Annotated in this window: 14 protein-coding genes and 5 tRNA genes; 2 read left to right on the forward strand and 17 right to left on the reverse strand. The window is 57.7% G+C overall.

The genetic code is table 11. The features are described from left to right. Positions 1-91 precede the first annotated feature (91 nt). The 17 genes from rpoB to OHL23_RS02940 form a co-directional block, all read right to left on the reverse strand. The gene (gene rpoB / locus OHL23_RS02860) at positions 92-4,576 is read right to left on the reverse strand and encodes a DNA-directed RNA polymerase subunit beta (protein WP_263350267.1); all 4,485 of its coding nucleotides are present in this window, start codon (positions 4,574-4,576) and stop codon (positions 92-94) included. Between the two features lie 804 nt (positions 4,577-5,380). Further along, entirely contained in the window at positions 5,381-5,758 is a 378-nt protein-coding gene (gene rplL, locus OHL23_RS02865; protein WP_263350268.1) for a 50S ribosomal protein L7/L12, read from the reverse strand. 116 nt (positions 5,759-5,874) lie between these two features. After that, positions 5,875-6,534, reverse strand: coding sequence for a 50S ribosomal protein L10 (rplJ, locus tag OHL23_RS02870; protein ID WP_263350269.1), 660 nt, complete (start codon positions 6,532-6,534; stop codon positions 5,875-5,877). Between the two features lie 156 nt (positions 6,535-6,690). Next, positions 6,691-7,398, reverse strand: coding sequence for a 50S ribosomal protein L1 (rplA, locus tag OHL23_RS02875; protein WP_263350270.1), 708 nt, complete (start codon positions 7,396-7,398; stop codon positions 6,691-6,693). A 202-nt stretch (positions 7,399-7,600) separates the two neighbouring features. Further along, complete coding sequence (locus tag OHL23_RS02880) at positions 7,601-9,412, reverse strand: hypothetical protein (RefSeq protein ID WP_263350271.1); 1,812 nt, start codon at positions 9,410-9,412, stop codon at positions 7,601-7,603. An 88-nt stretch (positions 9,413-9,500) separates the two neighbouring features. Further along, positions 9,501-9,938, reverse strand: a complete 438-nt coding sequence (gene rplK / locus OHL23_RS02885; RefSeq protein ID WP_263350272.1) for a 50S ribosomal protein L11 — start codon at positions 9,936-9,938, stop codon at positions 9,501-9,503. Positions 9,939-10,100: 162 nt separating this feature from the next. Continuing rightward, on the reverse strand, positions 10,101-10,685 hold the full coding sequence (gene nusG, locus OHL23_RS02890; protein WP_263350273.1) for a transcription termination/antitermination protein NusG: 585 nt from the start codon (positions 10,683-10,685) through the stop codon (positions 10,101-10,103). Between the two features lie 20 nt (positions 10,686-10,705). After that, entirely contained in the window at positions 10,706-10,987 is a 282-nt protein-coding gene (gene secE / locus OHL23_RS02895; RefSeq protein WP_263350274.1) for a preprotein translocase subunit SecE, read from the reverse strand. Positions 10,988-11,053: 66 nt separating this feature from the next. Then, positions 11,054-11,129: transfer RNA gene (locus OHL23_RS02900), tRNA-Trp, on the reverse strand. A 92-nt stretch (positions 11,130-11,221) separates the two neighbouring features. Next, positions 11,222-11,371 (reverse strand): 50S ribosomal protein L33, encoded by a 150-nt coding sequence (gene rpmG / locus OHL23_RS02905; RefSeq protein WP_263350275.1) that lies wholly within the window; start codon positions 11,369-11,371, stop codon positions 11,222-11,224. Positions 11,372-11,479: 108 nt separating this feature from the next. Continuing rightward, a complete protein-coding gene (tuf, locus tag OHL23_RS02910; protein WP_263350276.1) occupies positions 11,480-12,667 on the reverse strand; it encodes an elongation factor Tu in 1,188 nt (395 codons plus the stop codon). A 104-nt stretch (positions 12,668-12,771) separates the two neighbouring features. Next, entirely contained in the window at positions 12,772-13,080 is a 309-nt protein-coding gene (locus tag OHL23_RS02915; protein ID WP_263350277.1) for a hypothetical protein, read from the reverse strand. Between the two features lie 40 nt (positions 13,081-13,120). Then, positions 13,121-13,195 (reverse strand) — tRNA-Gly (locus OHL23_RS02920). 29 nt (positions 13,196-13,224) lie between these two features. After that, positions 13,225-13,300, reverse strand: a tRNA-Thr gene (locus tag OHL23_RS02925). Between the two features lie 5 nt (positions 13,301-13,305). Continuing rightward, positions 13,306-13,602: a hypothetical protein gene (locus tag OHL23_RS02930; RefSeq protein WP_263350278.1), complete on the reverse strand. Its 297-nt coding sequence runs from the start codon at positions 13,600-13,602 to the stop codon at positions 13,306-13,308. Between the two features lie 43 nt (positions 13,603-13,645). Next, positions 13,646-13,733 (reverse strand) — tRNA-Tyr (locus tag OHL23_RS02935). A gap of 253 nt (positions 13,734-13,986) precedes the next feature. After that, positions 13,987-14,062 (reverse strand) — tRNA-Thr (locus OHL23_RS02940). 605 nt (positions 14,063-14,667) lie between these two features. Between OHL23_RS02940 and OHL23_RS02945 the strand changes: the two genes are divergently transcribed. After that, the gene (locus OHL23_RS02945; RefSeq protein ID WP_263350279.1) at positions 14,668-15,552 is read left to right on the forward strand and encodes a hypothetical protein; all 885 of its coding nucleotides are present in this window, start codon (positions 14,668-14,670) and stop codon (positions 15,550-15,552) included. A gap of 90 nt (positions 15,553-15,642) precedes the next feature. After that, positions 15,643-17,445, forward strand: coding sequence for a hypothetical protein (locus OHL23_RS02950; protein ID WP_263350280.1), 1,803 nt, complete (start codon positions 15,643-15,645; stop codon positions 17,443-17,445). Positions 17,446-17,559: the final 114 nt, after the last annotated feature.

Genomic DNA, 17,559 nt, shown 5'->3' on the forward strand with positions numbered 1-17,559 from the left:
CCCTGGGCGGTGGCGATCACCACTCCGGGCAGTTCCCTCAATCACGGAAGCATGTGGCCGGGCCTTCGCTGGAAGACCCGGTCACGTTCGCTTAATCGGCTACGGCTACGTCAATCAGCTCCGGTGCGGGCAGCTTCTTCAGATCGGCGCGCTTGATCAGCTCGACATCCAGGCACAAGGCCTGAAGCTCGCGAATCAGCACGTTGAAGCTTTCCGGCACGCCAGGCTCGATGGCTGCTTCGCCCTTGACGATGGCCTCATAAATTTTGGTTCGGCCATATACGTCATCGGACTTGGCAGTCAACAGCTCCTGGAGAATGTAGGCCGCGCCATAGGCTTCGAGCGCCCACACTTCCATCTCGCCGAAGCGCTGTCCGCCGAACTGCGCCTTGCCGCCCAGCGGCTGCTGGGTGATAAGCGAGTACGGCCCGATGGAGCGAGCATGGATCTTGTCGTCCACCAGATGCGAGAGCTTGAGCATGTAGATGTAGCCCACGGTTACCGGCTGTTCGAAGACCTCGCCGGTCATGCCGTCAAACAGCGCCGTCTTGCCCGAGCTGGGCAGGCCGGCTGCAGCAAGCAGAGCTTTGATTTCGCTTTCCTGCGCGCCATCAAAGACTGCGGTTCCGAACCAGATTCCGCGCTTCATACCCTTGGCCACGCGAATCAACATCGTGTCGTCGAGTTCGAGCAACTGATTCAGGGCTGCGGTGTCCTTGAAGCCGACCTTGATCGCCTCACGGATTTCGTTGGCTTCGGCGTTCTGCTCAACGATGGCGGCGATCTTCTTACCAAGCTCGGCAGCGGCCCAGCCAAGGTGCGTCTCGAGAATCTGACCGACGTTCATACGCGAAGGCACACCGAGCGGATTGAGCACAATCTCCACCGGCGTTCCATCGGGCAGGTACGGCATGTCTTCCTCGGGAAGAATGCGCGCGATCACACCCTTGTTGCCGTGACGGCCGGCCATTTTGTCGCCGACCGACAGCTTGCGCTTCATCGCGATGTACACCTTGACCATCTTGATGACGCCGGGCGAAAGCTCATCGCCCTTCTGCAGCTTGGCGACGCGCTCGTTGGTGATCTTGCGCAGCACTTCGATCTGGCGCGAAGTCATCTCCTCGATCTCGTCGATCTGCTCATTCACGCGCGGATCTTTGTCCGCGAAGCGAATGCGCTTGAGGTTCTTGGTGGAAATACGCTCGATGGTTTCGCGATCCAGCAGCGCGCCCTTGGTGAGCAGGCGCTTGTTGGTGCGCTCGTCGTGCAGATCGGCTAGAACTTCCTTATTACCGAGGATGGCGTCGAGACGCTTGAGGCGCTCGTCGGTGAGAATACGAATCTCATCGCCGAGGTTCTTTTCGAGCTTCGAGGTGTTTTCGGCCTCGATCTGCTTGGCGCGCTCGTCCTTTTCCTGACCCTTGCGGGAGAAGATGCGGACGTCGACGACCGTGCCTTCGATGCCCGGAGGGCACGTCAGCGAAGCGTCGCGAACATCGCCGGCCTTTTCGCCGAAGATGGCGCGGAGCAACTTCTCTTCCGGCGTCAACTGGGTTTCGCCCTTGGGGGTTACCTTGCCGACGAGGATGTCGCCATGCTTGATCTGAGCGCCGATGCGGATGATGCCGCTCTCGTCGAGATCGCGCAGCGCCGACTCGGAGACGTTGGGAATATCGCGCGTGATTTCCTCGGGTCCGAGCTTGGTGTCGCGGGCTTCGATTTCGAATTCCTCAATGTGCACCGAGGTGTAGTAGTCCTCGCGCACCAGCTTTTCGCTGATGAGGATCGCGTCTTCGAAGTTGTATCCGCGCCAAGGCATGAAGGCGACGAGCACGTTGCGGCCGAGCGCAAGCTCGCCCTGCTCGGTGCAAGGACCGTCAGCGATGACCTGACCCTTGACGACACGCTCTCCTTCGCGAACGACCGGCTTCTGGTTGATGCAGGTGTTCTGGTTGGAGCGCTTGAACTTGATGAGCTGATAGATATCCGAACCGACTTCGCGCGACAACTGCGTGGGGTGATGTTCGCCCTCAACGCGGATGATGATGCGCTCGGAGTCGACCGAATCCACGATGCCGTTGCGCTTGGCAAGAATGACTGCGCCGGAATCGCGTGCGGTCACGCCTTCCATGCCGGTGCCGACCAGCGGAGCTTCAGCGACGAGCAGCGGAACAGATTGGCGCTGCATGTTGGCGCCCATCAGCGCGCGGTTGGCGTCGTCATGCTCAAGGAACGGAACGAGCGAAGCGGCGACCGAGACAAGCTGCTTGGGGCTAACGTCGATGAAGTCAACTTCAGAACGGTTGACGAGCACGAAGTTGCCCTGACGGCGGGCATTCACCAGTTCTTCGGTGATGACGCCGTTCTCGTCGAACTCGATGTTGGCCTGCGCGATGGTGTGGCGATCCTCTTCCCAGGCGGATTGGTAGAAGCTGAACGGCATCCAGTCGATCTTGCGCTTGCTGGCCGCTTCGAGCTCGCCATTGAGCCGGTAAGCTTCGTTCTTTTCGAGATGATCGCCGACGCGCATACCGCTGTCGCCTGCGTTCACAACCTCAACGTAGTCGAGAATGCGGCCTTCCTTCACCTTGCGGTAAGGCGACTCGATGAAGCCGTACTCATTGATGCGGGCGAAGCAGCTCAGCGAGCTGATCAGACCGATGTTCGGGCCTTCCGGGGTTTCGATTGGGCAGATGCGGCCGTAGTGGGTCGGATGCACGTCGCGCACTTCGAAGCCAGCGCGCTCGCGAGACAGACCGCCGGGCCCAAGGGCGGAGAGACGCCGCTTGTGCGTGATCTCCGAGAGCGGGTTGGTCTGGTCCATGAACTGCGAAAGCTGCGAGGAACCGAAGAACTCGCGGATCGCCGCCATGACCGGCTTGGCGTTGATCAGGTCGTGCGGCATGGCCGTCGAGAGTTCCTGATAAACGCTCATCTTTTCCTTGATGGCGCGTTCCATACGAACGAGACCGATGCGGAACTGATTTTCCATCAGCTCGCCGACGGCCCTGACGCGGCGGTTGCCGAGATGGTCAATATCATCTACTGCGCCGATGTTCTTGCGCAGCTTGAGCAGGTACTTGATGGTCGCGTAGAAGTCTTCGGGCGTCAGGGTGCGCTTGTCGAGCTGCGAGGCATCCTGGTTCTCGTAGAGCTTGATGTTGAACTTCAACCGGCCAACGCGCGAGAAATCGTACTTGCGCTGATCAAAGAACATGCCTTCGAAGAGAGCCGTGGCCGTATCCAGGGTCGGCGGATCGCCGGGACGCAGCTTGCGGTAGATTTCAATGAGCGCTTCTTCCGGCTTGCGCACGGAATCGCGGCGAAGCGTGTTGGTGATGATGTTGCCCACATCGTCGCGCTCGGGGAAGAAGACTTCGATGGTGGTTGCGCCGCTGGCCTGAATCTTGTGCAGACGGTCGGCGGTCAGTTCGGTGTTGGCTTCGACGATGACTTCGCCCGTGGTGAGATCGATCACGTCGGCAGCAGTCAGGGCGCCATCGAGTTCAGCACTCTCGATTTCGACGGATTCGACGCTGTGCGAGCGCAGGGCCTTGAGAACATGCGCAGTGACCTTGCGGCCCGAGTGCGCGATCTCTTCGCCATTTGAAATGACGGCATGAGCGGGCTTTGCGCCGAGCAGGTGGGTCGGCACGCCAGTTTCCTGGGGCACGGTCCACAGAAGCTTCGTGTCAGCCAACTGGATCTTGTCGACCGTGTAGAAGGTCTTCAGAATCTCTTCATCCGAACGCAGACCGAGGGCGCGCAGGAAGATCGTGCCGAGGAACTTGCGCTTACGGTCGATACGCACGTAAAGCGTGTTCTTCTGGTCGTATTCGAACTCTACCCATGAGCCGCGATAGGGGATGATCTTGCCCAGGAAGTAGGTGCGATTGTTCGCGGTCTCGAAGAAGACGCCAGGCGAGCGATGGAGCTGCGAAACAATGACGCGCTCGGTGCCGTTGACGATGAAGGTGCCATTGGGCGTCATCAGTGGAATGTCGCCGAAGAAGACTTCCTGCTCCTTGATGTCGCGGATGGTCTTCGAACCCGTTTCGGGGTCCTTGTCGTAGATCGTCAGGCGCACGGTGACCTTGAGCGGAGCAGAGAAAGTCATGCCGCGCTCTTCGCACTCCTGCTGGTCGTACTTCAATTGCAGACCGACGGGGTCGCCGCACTTGTTGCAGAAGTCAGGCGTGTTCTTGTTGTACGTGCCGCAGTGCTGGCACAGTACATCGCCGGGATGGAACGGATCCGTGATGACCATCGATCCGCAGGAGACGCAAGCCGTGCGCAGGTGATGCAGTCCCTTGAGGTGACCGCACTTGCACTCCCAGTTGCCGATCGAAAAATCCACAAAATCAAGTTGCGAGATATTGCGGAAGTCCGTAATCGGAAAAACCGAGGTAAAAACTGACTGCAAACCGTTATCGTCCCGCTCATTGGGGAGCTTGTCCATCTGCAGGAAGCGCTCATAGGAACGCCGCTGCACTTCGATCAGGTTAGGAATCTGGATGGCGGTAGGAATCTTGGAAAAATCGAGTCGGCTGCGAATGGCGCGATTCTCGTTCGGCATGCTTCACTCCTGAGGCTCGTATCCCCGAGGTTCTGGTCGCTTCTGGCGGCCAGAGCACCAGCGGCCCGAGTCTCACGGCCACCGGCGTACATCGGATTGGTGTTTCGTGCGGTACTGTTTCCCCGCAAATCGGGACCCGGCTGCGGGTACCGTTCAGCAAATCGCGGCCACAAGTGCTGTCCTGCAGCGCGAATCAAACCAGCAAGCACCAAGCAACATCCGCGGACCCGGAAAGTTTTCCACTTGCCCTAATTACCTCCGGCGGCTAAACTCCCGCTTATTGAGAGCTGAAACCGAAGGCGGCCGAACCGGATCGGACAACAAAGGGAGCAAGAGAGGATAATGAAACACGCAACCCGGTCGAAAGAGAACGGTAACGGCAGGCAAGAAAATCTACATTAAACATGACTGTATGCCCGTGAAGACAGTACGCCTCACGAGCGCAGCTAAGCTTCTGTGCCCTTTTGCCGAATTTGATCCCCACTCTCGCCGATCCCAAAGCTCGCTTCTATTAGAACCCACCCACTTCAGCTTGCCCGTCGACAATCACTCCGCGCGCGATTGTCAACCCGATGGCCATTCCTTCTTCAGCGCACCATGAAAGGGAGCTTGGCTATCCCCAAACCTGAGGCGCTGAAAATGCCATTGACGTGTATCTTTCCGAGTACGCATTCTCCCCGATCCCTTCCCAAAAAGTTAAGGGAAAGCAAAAAGGGACGGCAAGACGCGCAACTTTTAATGTAGCGCGTCTTGGCCGCAATTGCAAATGCGTGGTATTGAAATTGCTAACTACCCGATCGGCCGTTACTTGATTTCGATGGTTGCAACGCCTTCGAACTTCTTCTTGATAGCCTCGGCCTCTTCCTTGGTCGCATTTTCCTTCAGGGCCTTGGGAGCGCCGTCGACCAGATCCTTGGCTTCCTTCAGACCGAGCGAAGTGACTTCACGGACAGCCTTAATGGTGCTGATCTTGTTCGCGCCGGCATCCTTGAGGATGACTTGGAACTCGGTCTGCTCCACAACCTCTGCCGGGGCTGCTGCGCCGCCGCCAGCCGCAACCGCGACCGGGGCCGCTGCTGCTGCCGAAACACCAAGACGCTCTTCCAGCTTCTTTACCAGGGCCGCTGCTTCCAGCAGGCTCAGGCTAACAATCTGCTCTTCCAACTGATTCAAATCCGCCATTTTGTTCTCCAATCCAGACTCGTGTGAAATTTTCTACTACCCCGCCAGCCCAGCTGCAAGGTTTCCGACGCGCCCAGACCCGGCGCCCCTTGCCGCTGCTCCGCGGAAAACTTGTTTTACTCGGCCACAGGAGGCTCGGGAACCACTGCACCCTCAACGGGAGCTTCGGTCGCCACAGCTTCTGCCTGCTTTTCCGGCTCAGGTGCGGCAACCGCCTCTGCGGAAGCCACCTTGGCCGGAGCCGCAGCGCCGCCAAATTTCTCGCCCTTGACCGCTTCGTTGACCACAACGGCCAGGTCGCGACCGGTCGCATTGAGCACGGTAACCAGACGCTGCGCCGGAGCGTTGATAAGGAAGAGGAGCTTCGCGTAAATTTCTTCCTTCGGCGGCATCGAGGCGAGCGCCTTGACTTCCTCGACGTTGATCAGCTTGCCGTCAACGATGCCCAGCTTGAAGGTGAACTCGGCGTTGTCAGAGACCCACTTCGAGAAGACCTTGGCCAGTTCGACCGGGTCGCCGGAGGTGAATGCCGCCGCCGAAACGCCCTTGAGGCCCTTGAGCGCCTGCTCAACCTTGGTGCCTTCGCTAGCCTTGGCTGCCAGCTTGTTCTTGAGCACGCGATACTTGCCACCCGCGCCGCGGACGACCTTGCGCAGCTCAAAATCCTGCGCCACCGTCATCTTGGCAAAGGTGCCAATGATTGCCGTTGTAGAGGTCTCTAGCTCTTTCGCCAGAACCTGAACCTTCTGCGTCTTTTTCGCCCTTGTCAATGCCATTACTTAACTCCTGGTCCGTTCGGCCAGCCCGTCCCGCTTAGCCCGTCGCCCTCGTCCGGGCTCAAAACTCATCTCTTCCTGTTGCCGACAGCTCCGATTCGGAAGCCTGGCGCCAGAGGCTGAAAAGAGGAGAACGGGAAAATCTCTAAAGTCGGCTTACTTAGCCGCTGCATCCGCTACGGCGCCGTCAATCGGAACACCAGGGCCCATCGTCGAGCTCAGCGTGATCCCTTTGACGTACTTGCCTTTCGCGGCTGAAGGCTTGGCGCGCATCACGCTGGCCAAAACAGTGGTCGCGTTCTCGACGAGCTTTTCCGGCGGGAAGCTCAGCTTGCCTACCGGAACATGCACCAGGGCCGTCTTATCGGCGCGGAACTCAACCTTACCGGCCTTGATTTCCTTAACTGCGGCAGCGACGTCCTGCGTGACGGTTCCAGTTTTCGGATTCGGCATCAGGCCGCGTGGTCCAAGAACCTTACCCAGACGACCGACAGACTTCATCATGTCGGGCGTGGCAATCAGGGCATCAAATGCGGTCCACGATTCCTTCTGGATCTTCTCGACCATCTCTTCGCCGCCGACGAAATCCGCACCAGCAGCTTCGGCGTCCTTGAGACGATCACCGGAAGCGATGACGGCGACAATCTTGGTCTTGCCGAGTCCGTGAGGAAGCACAACCGTGCCGCGAACCATCTGGTCGGCGTGGCGGGTATCCACACCAAGACGCATGGTCAGATCGACGGTTTCGTCGAACTTGGCGAACTTTACCTTTTTCAGGAGTCCTACCGCCTCTGGCAGCAGGTAATTGCGGGGCTCAACAGCCGCACGCGACTTCGTAATATTCTTGCTGGCTTTCTTTGCCATTTATCCTCATCTCCCACCGCAATTGCCGGTCCCGCGTTGCGGGAAGCTCACGAAATCGCTGGGTAGCGAATTTCATTTCGAGCCCAAGTGCCGTGGTGTTGTTGATGGGCCACTCCGAGGAGTGGACACATTTATGAAGTATGACAGAGTTTGATTGCGGGCGCAAATCGGAGCGGTCGGGAACCGGTGCTTACACCAGTGATTAGTCTGCTGCTTCTTTTGAACGGAGATAGATGTCATAGCCGCCAAGTTTATGGAAGAGCGTGAATTCTTTTGTGATCAAAGACAGCACCAGCGCTCTGTCCGGCAACGGATCTTCGTTCGACTGCAGGCGGGTCTTCACGATCACCCAACGGATATTGTGCTGGCGAGCGGCTTCGAGCAGTGCGGCGGCTGAATATGGGTCGGTCGTGTTGTCGAAGATCTGAACTGGAAATTCGGGGACTCGCCCACTGGCGAAGAAAAATGGCTCTTCGCCGGGAAGCAGCAGAATCCCGTCCTGCGGCGGGATTTCTTTCGCCGCAAAGCGTACAAGTTCCTCGAAATCTGGCAGATATGGCCCGCGATCGGCCATTTCCCGTAAGGCTGGCAGCGTGGCGCGGTAAAGCGGCTGATCGGGAATATTCAGGTAGTTCATGCGCTCGTGGCCTGCCGCATAGAGGCCACCGCAGATCAGGAAGGTCGCTGAGACCACTATGGCAAGCGGGAGAACTATCTGCCGGACAGCTGATGGAGCGGCGGTCAGCATTTGTGCGATGAGCAGGATGAGCAAGGGCCAGATTGCGTAGGTTGAGCCCCATAGCTGCTGCGAGAGAAACGTTCCGTGGATGGCCGCAAGAATGAAGAAGGGCGTCAACCCGCCAAGCGAGACTCCTTTGCGGAGCTCGATCAACGCAACGACTGCGGAAACGATCAGCAGCATTGGCCAGAGTGCGAGCAGGTTGTCGCCGCGCTCGTCCAGATCGTCGTTTAGAAACAGGTAGAGGATGCTCCCGAGCAATGGAGCTGACAGGAGGCAGAGCGCCAGGATTTTGGCCCCGGTTCGCCGGACAATCGGCAGGGAGACGAGGATCAATCCGCAACCAACGGTCGGCAGAGTCCACGCGAAGAAGGGCTGCTGGTAGACCGTGAGCATCTCCGAAAAGCCGGGCAGGCGGCGTTGGGCTGCAAAGTGGATGGTCCAATGAAGATAGTTGTCGAGGCCGGCCGTGACCTGGATCAACCCAAGAGCTGCCAGCATAGCCGCACAGATTGCGACAAGAACCTTGAAGAGGATCGCGGAACTCGGTTCGTTGGTTGATTCAGACAGCCTATCCTTATTGATCCGGCTTTTGATCTGGCTCAAGAGCAGCAAAAGGAGGATGCCGGCAACTACGAGCGCAAGAAATGGCACTCCCATATTCTGTTTAAAGAAGACTGGCAGGACGACGGCTGCTCCGGTCGATACGGCCATTGCCCATTGCCTCAGAAGAGTGCCTTGCCCTGGTTGATTGAGTCTGAGTCTCTGCAAAAGGAAAATCGCGACGAGAATGGCAAAACCCGCGTCGCAGTCGTAGATCGGATGGGGATAGATGCTATAAACCCCAAGCACTGTTAGCGGCGCGGCGAGCAAAAGCGAAATCCACCACGCGCGGGCGACGTTATTTTCCAGGAATCGCAGAATGACTCGCCACGCAACCACTGTGGCGAGGCCGCCAACAAATGCCGCGTAAGCGACATGCAGGAAATAGTGCCTGCCTGCGAGCCGCATGATTCCGGCCTGAAGCAGGAATGTCAGCGGCGGATGGACCAGCGGGAAGTCCCGATACGGCATTTGGCCGAGTGCGATGCGGTAACTGGTATCAAGCAGATAGCTCAGATCCCAAAGAATTGCGATCTGCGAGTTTTGCCAAAGGACAAAGGCTGCGGTGGCCAGAAACAGAGCTGCGCCAGCCAGAAAATCGCGACGTTCCCAGCGTTTCCATTGTGTGGATGCTTTTAGCTCGGGTTCGCCCAGGCGTGTGGAGTCCGGCAAGTTCCTCTCCCAGCAACGAGTCTACTCAAAACAAAAGCCCTCCGAGCGGGAGGGCTTTTGGGCGGACCAGGAAATGAACGAAGAGGCGCTAGGCGACTACTTCGATGCCCATGGAGCGGGCAGTTCCCTTGATGCTCTTGATTGCGGCCTCGACCGAGGCGGCGTTCAGGTCGGGAAGCTTGGTCTCGGCGATTTCGCGGACTTGCTTTTCCGTGACCTTGCCGACCTTGTCTTTGTTCGGGACTGCGGCGCCTTTGGGGATGCCGGCTGCGCGAAGCAGGAGGTTCGATGCGGGCGGAGTCTTGGTGACGAAGGTGAAGGTTCGGTCGCCGTAAACGGTGATCACGACCGGGATGGTGAGTCCGGCCATCTCCTTGGTCTGGGTACGCGCGTTGAACTGCTTGCAGAACTCCATGATATTGACCTGCGCCTGACCGAGCGCGGGGCCGACTGGAGGTGCGGGAGTTGCCTTGCCAGCTTCGATCTGCAGCTTGACGTAGCCTGTAATTTTCTTCGGAGGTGCCATGTTCGTTTCCTTCGGAAACAGCTGCCAGCTCCTAGCCGCTAGCTTTAGCTGATGCATTTCCTTGAATCAATTTTGGTAAAGCCGCTCGAGCGTTCGCTTGCAACCGGAGCACGCTAGGTAACACACCGGCTAGAAGCTGGAAGCTAATAGCTAGAAGCTGCCTTACTCAATCTTCTCGACTTTGCCGAACTCCAACTCAACTGGCGTGGAGCGTCCGAAGATGGTGACCATAACCTTGAGGGTCTCGCGATCTTCGTTGACTTCGTCCACGATACCGTTGAAGTTGGCAAAGGGGCCGTCTGTAATGCGGACGGACTCGTTCTTTTCGAACCGGATCTTCTGGCGCGGCTTCTCTTTGGATTCATCGGAGCGATTGAGCAGGGAGCTGATCTCTTCTTCGCTCAGAGCAACCGGCTTGTCGCCCGTACCCAGAAAGCCGGTAACGCGCGGGGTTTCCTTGATGATGTGCCAGATCTGGTTGTCGAGTTCCATCTCGATCAGCACGTAGCCAGGCAGGAAGACACGCTCGATGGTACGCTTTTTGCCGTTGACCGTTTCAGTCACAGGCTCGGTGGGAATCATTATGCGGCCGAATTTGCTTTCCAGGCCAAATGCCTGAATGCGGCTCTCCAGGGATTCCTTCACCTTGCGCTCAAAGCCCGAATAGGCGTGCAGAATATACCACTTAAAATTCTCATTCTGCGGCGGTTGTACCGGTTCGGGTTGTTGCTCCAATTCGTCTGTCATTCCCTGTGTCTCTCTCACGGCTACTGCGGACCTACAAGCAGACTCGTCAGTTTAGTCAGTCCAAAATTGAAAACACCATCCACAACCCAGAAATAAGCGGCAAAAATGAAGACCGTCACGAGGACCACGGTTGTGGTCGCCTGGACTTCCTTGCGCGAGGGCGTAACCACTTTCCGCATTTCGGCGCGCACGTCCGTCAGGAAGGTGCGAGCCTGCTGGTATGTAGCCGTCGTCCGTTCCACCAACTGATTCTGCTTGGGGTTAGTGGACTGCTCGCCTGCAACCAATGCTGTCTTTGCCATACTTCTACTCGCCTTTGCTATCCGAAGTCGATCCGGAGGTTACTGCACTTGGAATGGCACTCAATCTGGCAGGGGCGGAGGGATTCGAACCCCCAAGTTCGGTTTTGGAGACCGACAGTTTAACCGTTGAGCTTACGCCCCTAAATTCGAGGGACTAGGAAATAGGGAAAAGGGAGTAGCTTGGAGCCAATTCGCGGCCATCTATTCCCTATCCCCTAATCCCTGTTCCCTGCTTTACTTCGTTTCTCTGTGCTTCCGGTGGGTACGGCAGCGCTTGCAGAACTTCGCGAACTCGAGACGGCCGGTGGTCGTCTTCTTGTTCTTCGTCGTCGTGTAGTTGCGCTCCTTGCACTCAGTGCACTGCAATGTCACAATTTCCCGCATCTTCGTATCCTAACTGATTCGGCGTAGATCTGCTCTGCGCCGGTCTTCTTGAATTTCTGAGGGATCAGGGAACTCGTCTTCCTGTTCCCTAATCCCTATTCGCTGCTACTAAGCGATAATCTCCGAGATGGCCCCGGCGCCGACTGTCCTGCCGCCTTCGCGGATGGCGAAACGCAGGCCCTTTTCCATCGCAACCGGCGTGTGCAGCTCGATCTCCAGCTGGATATTGTCGCCCGGCATCACCATCTCCGTGCCCGCAGGAAGCTTCGCCGTGCCCGTCACGTCCGTGGTGCGGAAGTAGAACTGGGGACGGTAGCCGTTGAAGAACGGCGTATGACGGCCGCCTTCTTCCTTGCTCAGAACGTAAACCTCGCCTTTGAACTTGGTGTGCGGCTTGATCGAACCGGTCTTGGCCAGAACCATGCCGCGCTCCACGTCGTCCTTGGCAATGCCGCGCAGCAGCAGGCCGGCATTGTCGCCCGCCAGACCTTCGTCCAACTGCTTCTTGAACATTTCGACGCCCGTTACTACTGTCTTGCGCGTCTCGCGGAAGCCGACGATTTCAACTTCCTCGCCTACCTTCACCTTGCCGCGCTCGATACGGCCCGTAACCACCGTGCCGCGTCCGGAGATCGAGAAGATATCTTCGATCGGCATCAGGAAGGGCAGATCGACCATGCGGTCCGGCTGCGGAACGTACTTGTCGACCGCATCCATCAGCTCATCAATCTTGGCTTCCCACTGCGCTTCGCCATTCAGGGCGCCGAGAGCAGATCCGCGAATGACCGGAACGTCGTCGCCCGGGAACTGGTACTTGGAGAGCAGCTCGCGCACTTCCATTTCCACCAGTTCAACCAGCTCTTCGTCCTCGACCGCGTCGCACTTGTTCAGAAACACTACCAGTGAGGGAACGCCAACCTGGCGGGCCAGCAGCACGTGCTCCTTGGTCTGGGGCATCGGGCCGTCGGTGGCCGCAACCACCAGAATGCCGCCATCCATCTGCGCCGCGCCGGTGATCATGTTCTTGATGTAGTCGGCGTGGCCCGGGCAGTCGACGTGCGCATAGTGACGGTTGGCCGTCTCATACTCCACGTGCGCTGTCGCGATCGTAATGCCGCGCTCCCGCTCTTCCGGCGCGTTGTCAATCGTGTCGAACGAACGGAACTGGATCTTCGGATTGTGCTTCGACAATACCTTCGTGATCGCCGCCGTCAACGTCGTCTTTCCGTGATCGATATGCCCGATCGTTCCCACGTTCACGTGCGGCTTAGACCGGTCAAATTTTTCCTTCGCCATGGCTAACCTCAGTCCCTTCTTATACTTCTAACCTGCCACTCTACAGTGAGCGGTTCATACTCACATGAAAATCTGTGCATCCAAGAGCTCATTCAACGGCGGAATCAATAGTATGCGTAGATCTTCAAAAACCTTTGCCGCAGCTCGACCGGCACCTTTTCGATGCGGGCCAGGTACTTTTCCCGAATCAATGCCTGGTCGCTGGTCGGAAGCGCCTTATACAACTCCGGCGAATCCTTGCCGAGCAAGCCTTTGTCCAACACCAGCTCAAACTGCCTCACCCGCAGCTTCTTCCCGGCCACGGAAGCCAGAAAAAGATCGGCGCGATTGGCGGCAAAGGCCGCTTCAATCCGCTGGGACAACTGCTGAAAGCCCTGTTCGTTCTGGACCGGGAAAACCGCCTGCTCAAACATTTTTGCCTAACCCCTGCGCGACCGTTGCACCTTCAAAAACTGGAGCGGGAGACGAGGATCGAACTCGCGACCAACAGCTTGGAAGGCTGTGACTCTACCACTGAGTTACTCCCGCCCTGACAACTACCTGTGCTACCTGAACCCTGGAGCTGATGACCGGGATTGAACCGGTGACCTCTCCCTTACCAAGGGAGTGCTCTACCAACTGAGCTACATCAGCCCTCTTTACAGCTTACCGGCCTCATCCTCACTTCGCCGCCGGATTTTGTCTGCCTCGCGAGCCACCATGGTCCGGAGGACAAACATCCCGATGACGAAGAGCGGAATCAGCTTAATTTCGACCGGCCTGCCAAAGGCGAAGACAGTGCCCTCGCCAAGAGTAAACCAGATTACCGCCGCCAGAATGCCGAAGGCCCCCATGGCCACCCAGAATTTCTGGTCTTGCCTCGAACCAGGCTTTCGTTCCTGAACCTGCTCCGGATCGAACCCCGGATTCTGCTCAGGACCATCCAGCTCGCGCATCCCGCCAACCCTCAATCCATAACAACAAAAACCTGAAACATGCTGGTGCACAGGGAAGGATTCGAACCTTCGTAGTCCCAAAGGACGGCAGATTTACAGTCTGCTGCCATTAACCACTCGGCCACCTGTGCCCATCTTCTCGTCCACCACCGAAACCCTACTTTGGCGCATTCCACCCTCTCCGGAAATCTCCGGTTTATCCGGATGACCGGACCTGTGGAGCGACGCCTCTGGGGATTTACCGCGGAGGACTGGATTGACCTTCCTGAACTTCCGAAATCGACTCGGGAATGCGCTGAATCGGTCTATCCAAATAACTTTTCTTGCCGTGCCCGTATTCTGGCCCGGTCTTACACTCAGGCACGGCCCTCAGGCCGCGATGCGTGGAGCTGGCGAAGGGATTTGAACCCCCGACCCTCTGATTACAAATCAGATGCTCTACCAGCTGAGCTACGCCAGCAAAACTTTACCGGAAATCCGGTGATCTGAACCCAAACTCTGCGGGCACACTTGATCCCGCCGCGCTTTCGGCACAGAAGTAAAGATTAGCACAGCGGCGTTGGAGGGGCAAACCGGTCTACGCCGGGTCGAGCCGGAGCTTCGAACCAGGGCCAGAGCCACCTCTCGTCTTGTCTTGTCGTGACCTGGCTCAGATCTGGTTCAGAAGCGGAGGGATGCACGCTGAGGCGATGAACGATTCGCGCCGGGTCTCGCCGACTTTTCGTTCAAGTCAAAATTCAGGTCAAAAATTACACACGTCGGTGAATTGCAATAGAAAATTGACAACAATTATTTGGTCCAACGTGACGAAAATGCCTGGACTTTCACGCATATAGAAATTAGATGGAACTGTTCAATTTAGATTTCTGTGAAGTTACTTCAGAAGGCAAATTATGGGTACTTAACGCGCCTGCAAGGCATGGTTACTGGGCTGAAAGTATGCGAAAAGGCAGAAATGGAGCGCATTTTTAACGCTTTCAAGACTTCCTTGACTTGACTATAGCCTTGGTGTACTTTCTGTCTGACCGGCGACGGGTCCCCCAACAACAAAGGAAATGGAAGGTCATGACTCAGATGCGTAGATTGAGTGCATTCATATTCTCCCTTGTGGTGGTTTTCGCGCTTTCCGCGCAGGCGCAGGTAGGTGATCCCGGCACATTGATCAAGGAAAAGCTTGTATCCCAGATCAAGCTGACCAAGGCCGCAGCCGCGCACGATGACATCGTTACTGCGGGCGACGTTGTTGTGTTGCATAAGGACGGGTTGATGATGTGCAGCTCCGCCTCTTCTTATGCCTTCTCCAACACTTACAGCAACGGCGTGCTGGCCGCGAATTACAACAATCGCGCCAAAGATGCGGCTAAGAATTTCTTCAAAGGCAAGCTCCCATTTGGTGGTGGCGGCGGTGTCACGGATGCGGCTAACAACGGTTGCACCTCGCGAAAGTTTGTTTCCGGCGAGAAGTTTTGGGTTACCGATGTCGCTTTGTTAAAGGATGGCATTCTAGTCAGCACCTTCAGCGATCCTTATAACGATGTTCGCTATTTCGGCGAAATCAAGTTTCCGTTCCCTAAAGGTTCCGTCCCGCCGGTCGACGATTTTGTCAAGACAGTGTCGGAGGTAATTACAGTTCAGCCGCCGGACGACAAGGATAAGGGAAATCAAAACGATCAGGCGTCAGGACAATCGGCTGCTCCAGCGCAGGGACAGGCTCAAGCGCAAGCACCGGCTCCAACGCCGACCTCGGCTCCTATGGCCGCAATTGCGCCGCCGCCACCGCCTGCGGACGCTCCCCCGCCGACGATCGCCGTGGGACAAACTAAGGATCAGGTTGTAGCTGGATTCGGCCAACCAGTTAGGACGGCTAAGTTAGCCGGAACCAAGGAGATCTACTTCTACAAGGATATGAAGGTAACCTTCACCAACGGGAAAGTAAGTGATGTTCAGTAGGTAGTCCATTGTTCCGCAAGTACGCTGCAGGCTTCCCGGCATCTTGGATCGAGCGCGGGATCCGTGGCTTCACAAAAGGGAGGCTATTCGATGGTTAAGCAAAACATTTCGCTAACTGGCAAAGGGACTCTGGCAGTTGCGACCGTTGCCCTGGTTTTTGGGTGGAGCAGTCTGTCCGGCGTCGCCGCGACGAAGCCATCCGCACCCGCTAAAGCGCCATCCGCACCTGCGCATGCAGCGGCCGCACCCGCGTCTCATCCGGCTGGAGGTGCGGCCGGAGGCGCAGCGCATACTTCGACGACCGCCGGTCACACTACCACCACTACTGCTGGTCACACAACGACTACGACGGCGGGGCACACTACTACGACGACCGCCGGACACACTACTACTACTTCGACTGCCGGTCATACGACGACCGCCGGCGGAACAGCCGGAGCCGGCCACACAATGACGGCGGGGACTGCGGGGCACGGCGCTGCCAGTGGTGGCGCACCCAAGGGCACAACCGCCAGCCACTCAGCTATCAGCCGTCCCGTTCCCAAGGGAACTACCGAGCACGTCACCAAGACCGGCTCCGCAGTCCGCACCCGCCCGGATGGACACGTGAGCGATGTTCATGACGCCAGGCGCGGTATTGATGTGCACCACGGACTGGATGGATCCCGTCACGTTTCGAGAGAACTCCCAGGCCACGGCAGAATGTACGCCGAGCGCGGACGCCCCGGATATGTACAGCGCGGGTATGGTTATCACGGCCACGACTTCGGTCGCCGCTCGTACTACTACCATGGACGGGAGTATGACCGCTATTACCGCGGCTACGGATATCGTGGCATGTATCTGAATGTCTACGCTCCCGGCTATTACTATGGCCCTGGCTTCTACGGATGGGCCTACAATCCTTGGGCAGCGCCAATTACTTTCGGATGGGGATGGGCCGGTGCTCCGTGGTACGGGTTCTACGGCGGCTTCTTTACACCATATCCGGTGTATGCCAGCGCTGCATTCTGGCTGACGGACTACATCATCGCGCAGGATTTGCAGGCTGCCTACGCGGCTCGCCAGGAAGCTGCCGTCGCTGCTGGAGAAGCCATCGCAGCAGGCGGACCTCCGGCGCTGACTCCGGAAGCTAAGCAGTTGATTGCCGATGAGGTGAAGAACCAGATTGCGCTGGAGAACGCGGAAGCCGCGCAGACTGCGCAGAAGCAGGATGTCGACCCCGGCTCCAGCGGAATCGCTCGTCTGCTCGGGGATGGGAAACCGCACGTCTTTGTTGTCGGGAGTGGATTGGATCTGACGGACAGCACTGGCGCTGAGTGCGCCGTGAGCGAAGGAGATGCTTTGCAGCTGGTTTCTCCGCCGCCCGGGGACGCAACCACTGCGGATCTGGTCGTTCTTGCCAGCAAGGGCGGAAAAGAGTGCCAGAGAACTGCCACCGTCGCCGTCAACCTGACCGATCTGCAGGAGATGCAGAACCACATGCGGGAGACGATTGATCTTGGCCTGAAGGATCTGCAGGCCAAGCAGGGCACCGGCGGAATTCCGGCAGCGCCAACTTCGGCTCAGGCTCCCCCGACCCAGACGGAGTACGCTGCGGTTGCGCCTCCGCCAGACCCGAAGGACGCTGCCGATCTGCAGGCGCAGGCCAAGGATGCCGACCAGGCCGAGGCCGAGGTAACCGCGGCGGCAACGACGGAGAATGGCTCCCCGATTGGCACCGTTGCTCCGTCGGGCCCGCCGCCGAGCGTCGCATTGGGACAGACCGTGGACCAGGTGAAGACAATCCTCGGCCCTCCGCTGAAGACGGCGGATCTGGGTGCGAAGCAGATCTACTACTACGACGGGATGAAGGTCGTCTTTAAGGCCGGCAAAGTTACTGACGTCGAGTAACTTTGAAACCGTTATAAATGGCTTCGATCACCCGTCTTGACCGGGCTTTTTCGTCCACCTTGAACAGATGAAAAAGCCCTGTCTTGTGCTACGGCCTGTCAGATCCACCATCCG

It is taken from the genome of Acidicapsa acidisoli (assembly GCF_025685625.1).
In the GTDB taxonomy this organism is placed as follows: Bacteria; Acidobacteriota; Terriglobia; order Terriglobales; family Acidobacteriaceae; genus Acidicapsa; species Acidicapsa acidisoli.

What these genes read in the sequence shown, in the direction of transcription:
- secE (WP_263350274.1), bottom strand. Translation starts at nt 10,987, where the DNA reads ATGGCAAAGACAGCATTGGTTGCAGGCGAGCAGTCCACTAACCCCAAG.
- rpmG (WP_263350275.1), bottom strand. Translation starts at nt 11,371, where the DNA reads ATGCGGGAAATTGTGACATTGCAGTGCACTGAGTGCAAGGAGCGCAAC.
- rplL (WP_263350268.1), bottom strand. Translation starts at nt 5,758, where the DNA reads ATGGCGGATTTGAATCAGTTGGAAGAGCAGATTGTTAGCCTGAGCCTG.
- rplK (WP_263350272.1), bottom strand. Translation starts at nt 9,938, where the DNA reads ATGGCACCTCCGAAGAAAATTACAGGCTACGTCAAGCTGCAGATCGAA.
- nusG (WP_263350273.1), bottom strand. Translation starts at nt 10,685, where the DNA reads ATGACAGACGAATTGGAGCAACAACCCGAACCGGTACAACCGCCGCAG.
- OHL23_RS02950 (WP_263350280.1), top strand. Translation starts at nt 15,643, where the DNA reads ATGGTTAAGCAAAACATTTCGCTAACTGGCAAAGGGACTCTGGCAGTT.
- OHL23_RS02945 (WP_263350279.1), top strand. Translation starts at nt 14,668, where the DNA reads ATGACTCAGATGCGTAGATTGAGTGCATTCATATTCTCCCTTGTGGTG.
- tuf (WP_263350276.1), bottom strand. Translation starts at nt 12,667, where the DNA reads ATGGCGAAGGAAAAATTTGACCGGTCTAAGCCGCACGTGAACGTGGGA.
- OHL23_RS02915 (WP_263350277.1), bottom strand. Translation starts at nt 13,080, where the DNA reads ATGTTTGAGCAGGCGGTTTTCCCGGTCCAGAACGAACAGGGCTTTCAG.
- OHL23_RS02930 (WP_263350278.1), bottom strand. Translation starts at nt 13,602, where the DNA reads ATGCGCGAGCTGGATGGTCCTGAGCAGAATCCGGGGTTCGATCCGGAG.
- rplJ (WP_263350269.1), bottom strand. Translation starts at nt 6,534, where the DNA reads ATGGCATTGACAAGGGCGAAAAAGACGCAGAAGGTTCAGGTTCTGGCG.
- rplA (WP_263350270.1), bottom strand. Translation starts at nt 7,398, where the DNA reads ATGGCAAAGAAAGCCAGCAAGAATATTACGAAGTCGCGTGCGGCTGTT.
- rpoB (WP_263350267.1), bottom strand. Translation starts at nt 4,576, where the DNA reads ATGCCGAACGAGAATCGCGCCATTCGCAGCCGACTCGATTTTTCCAAG.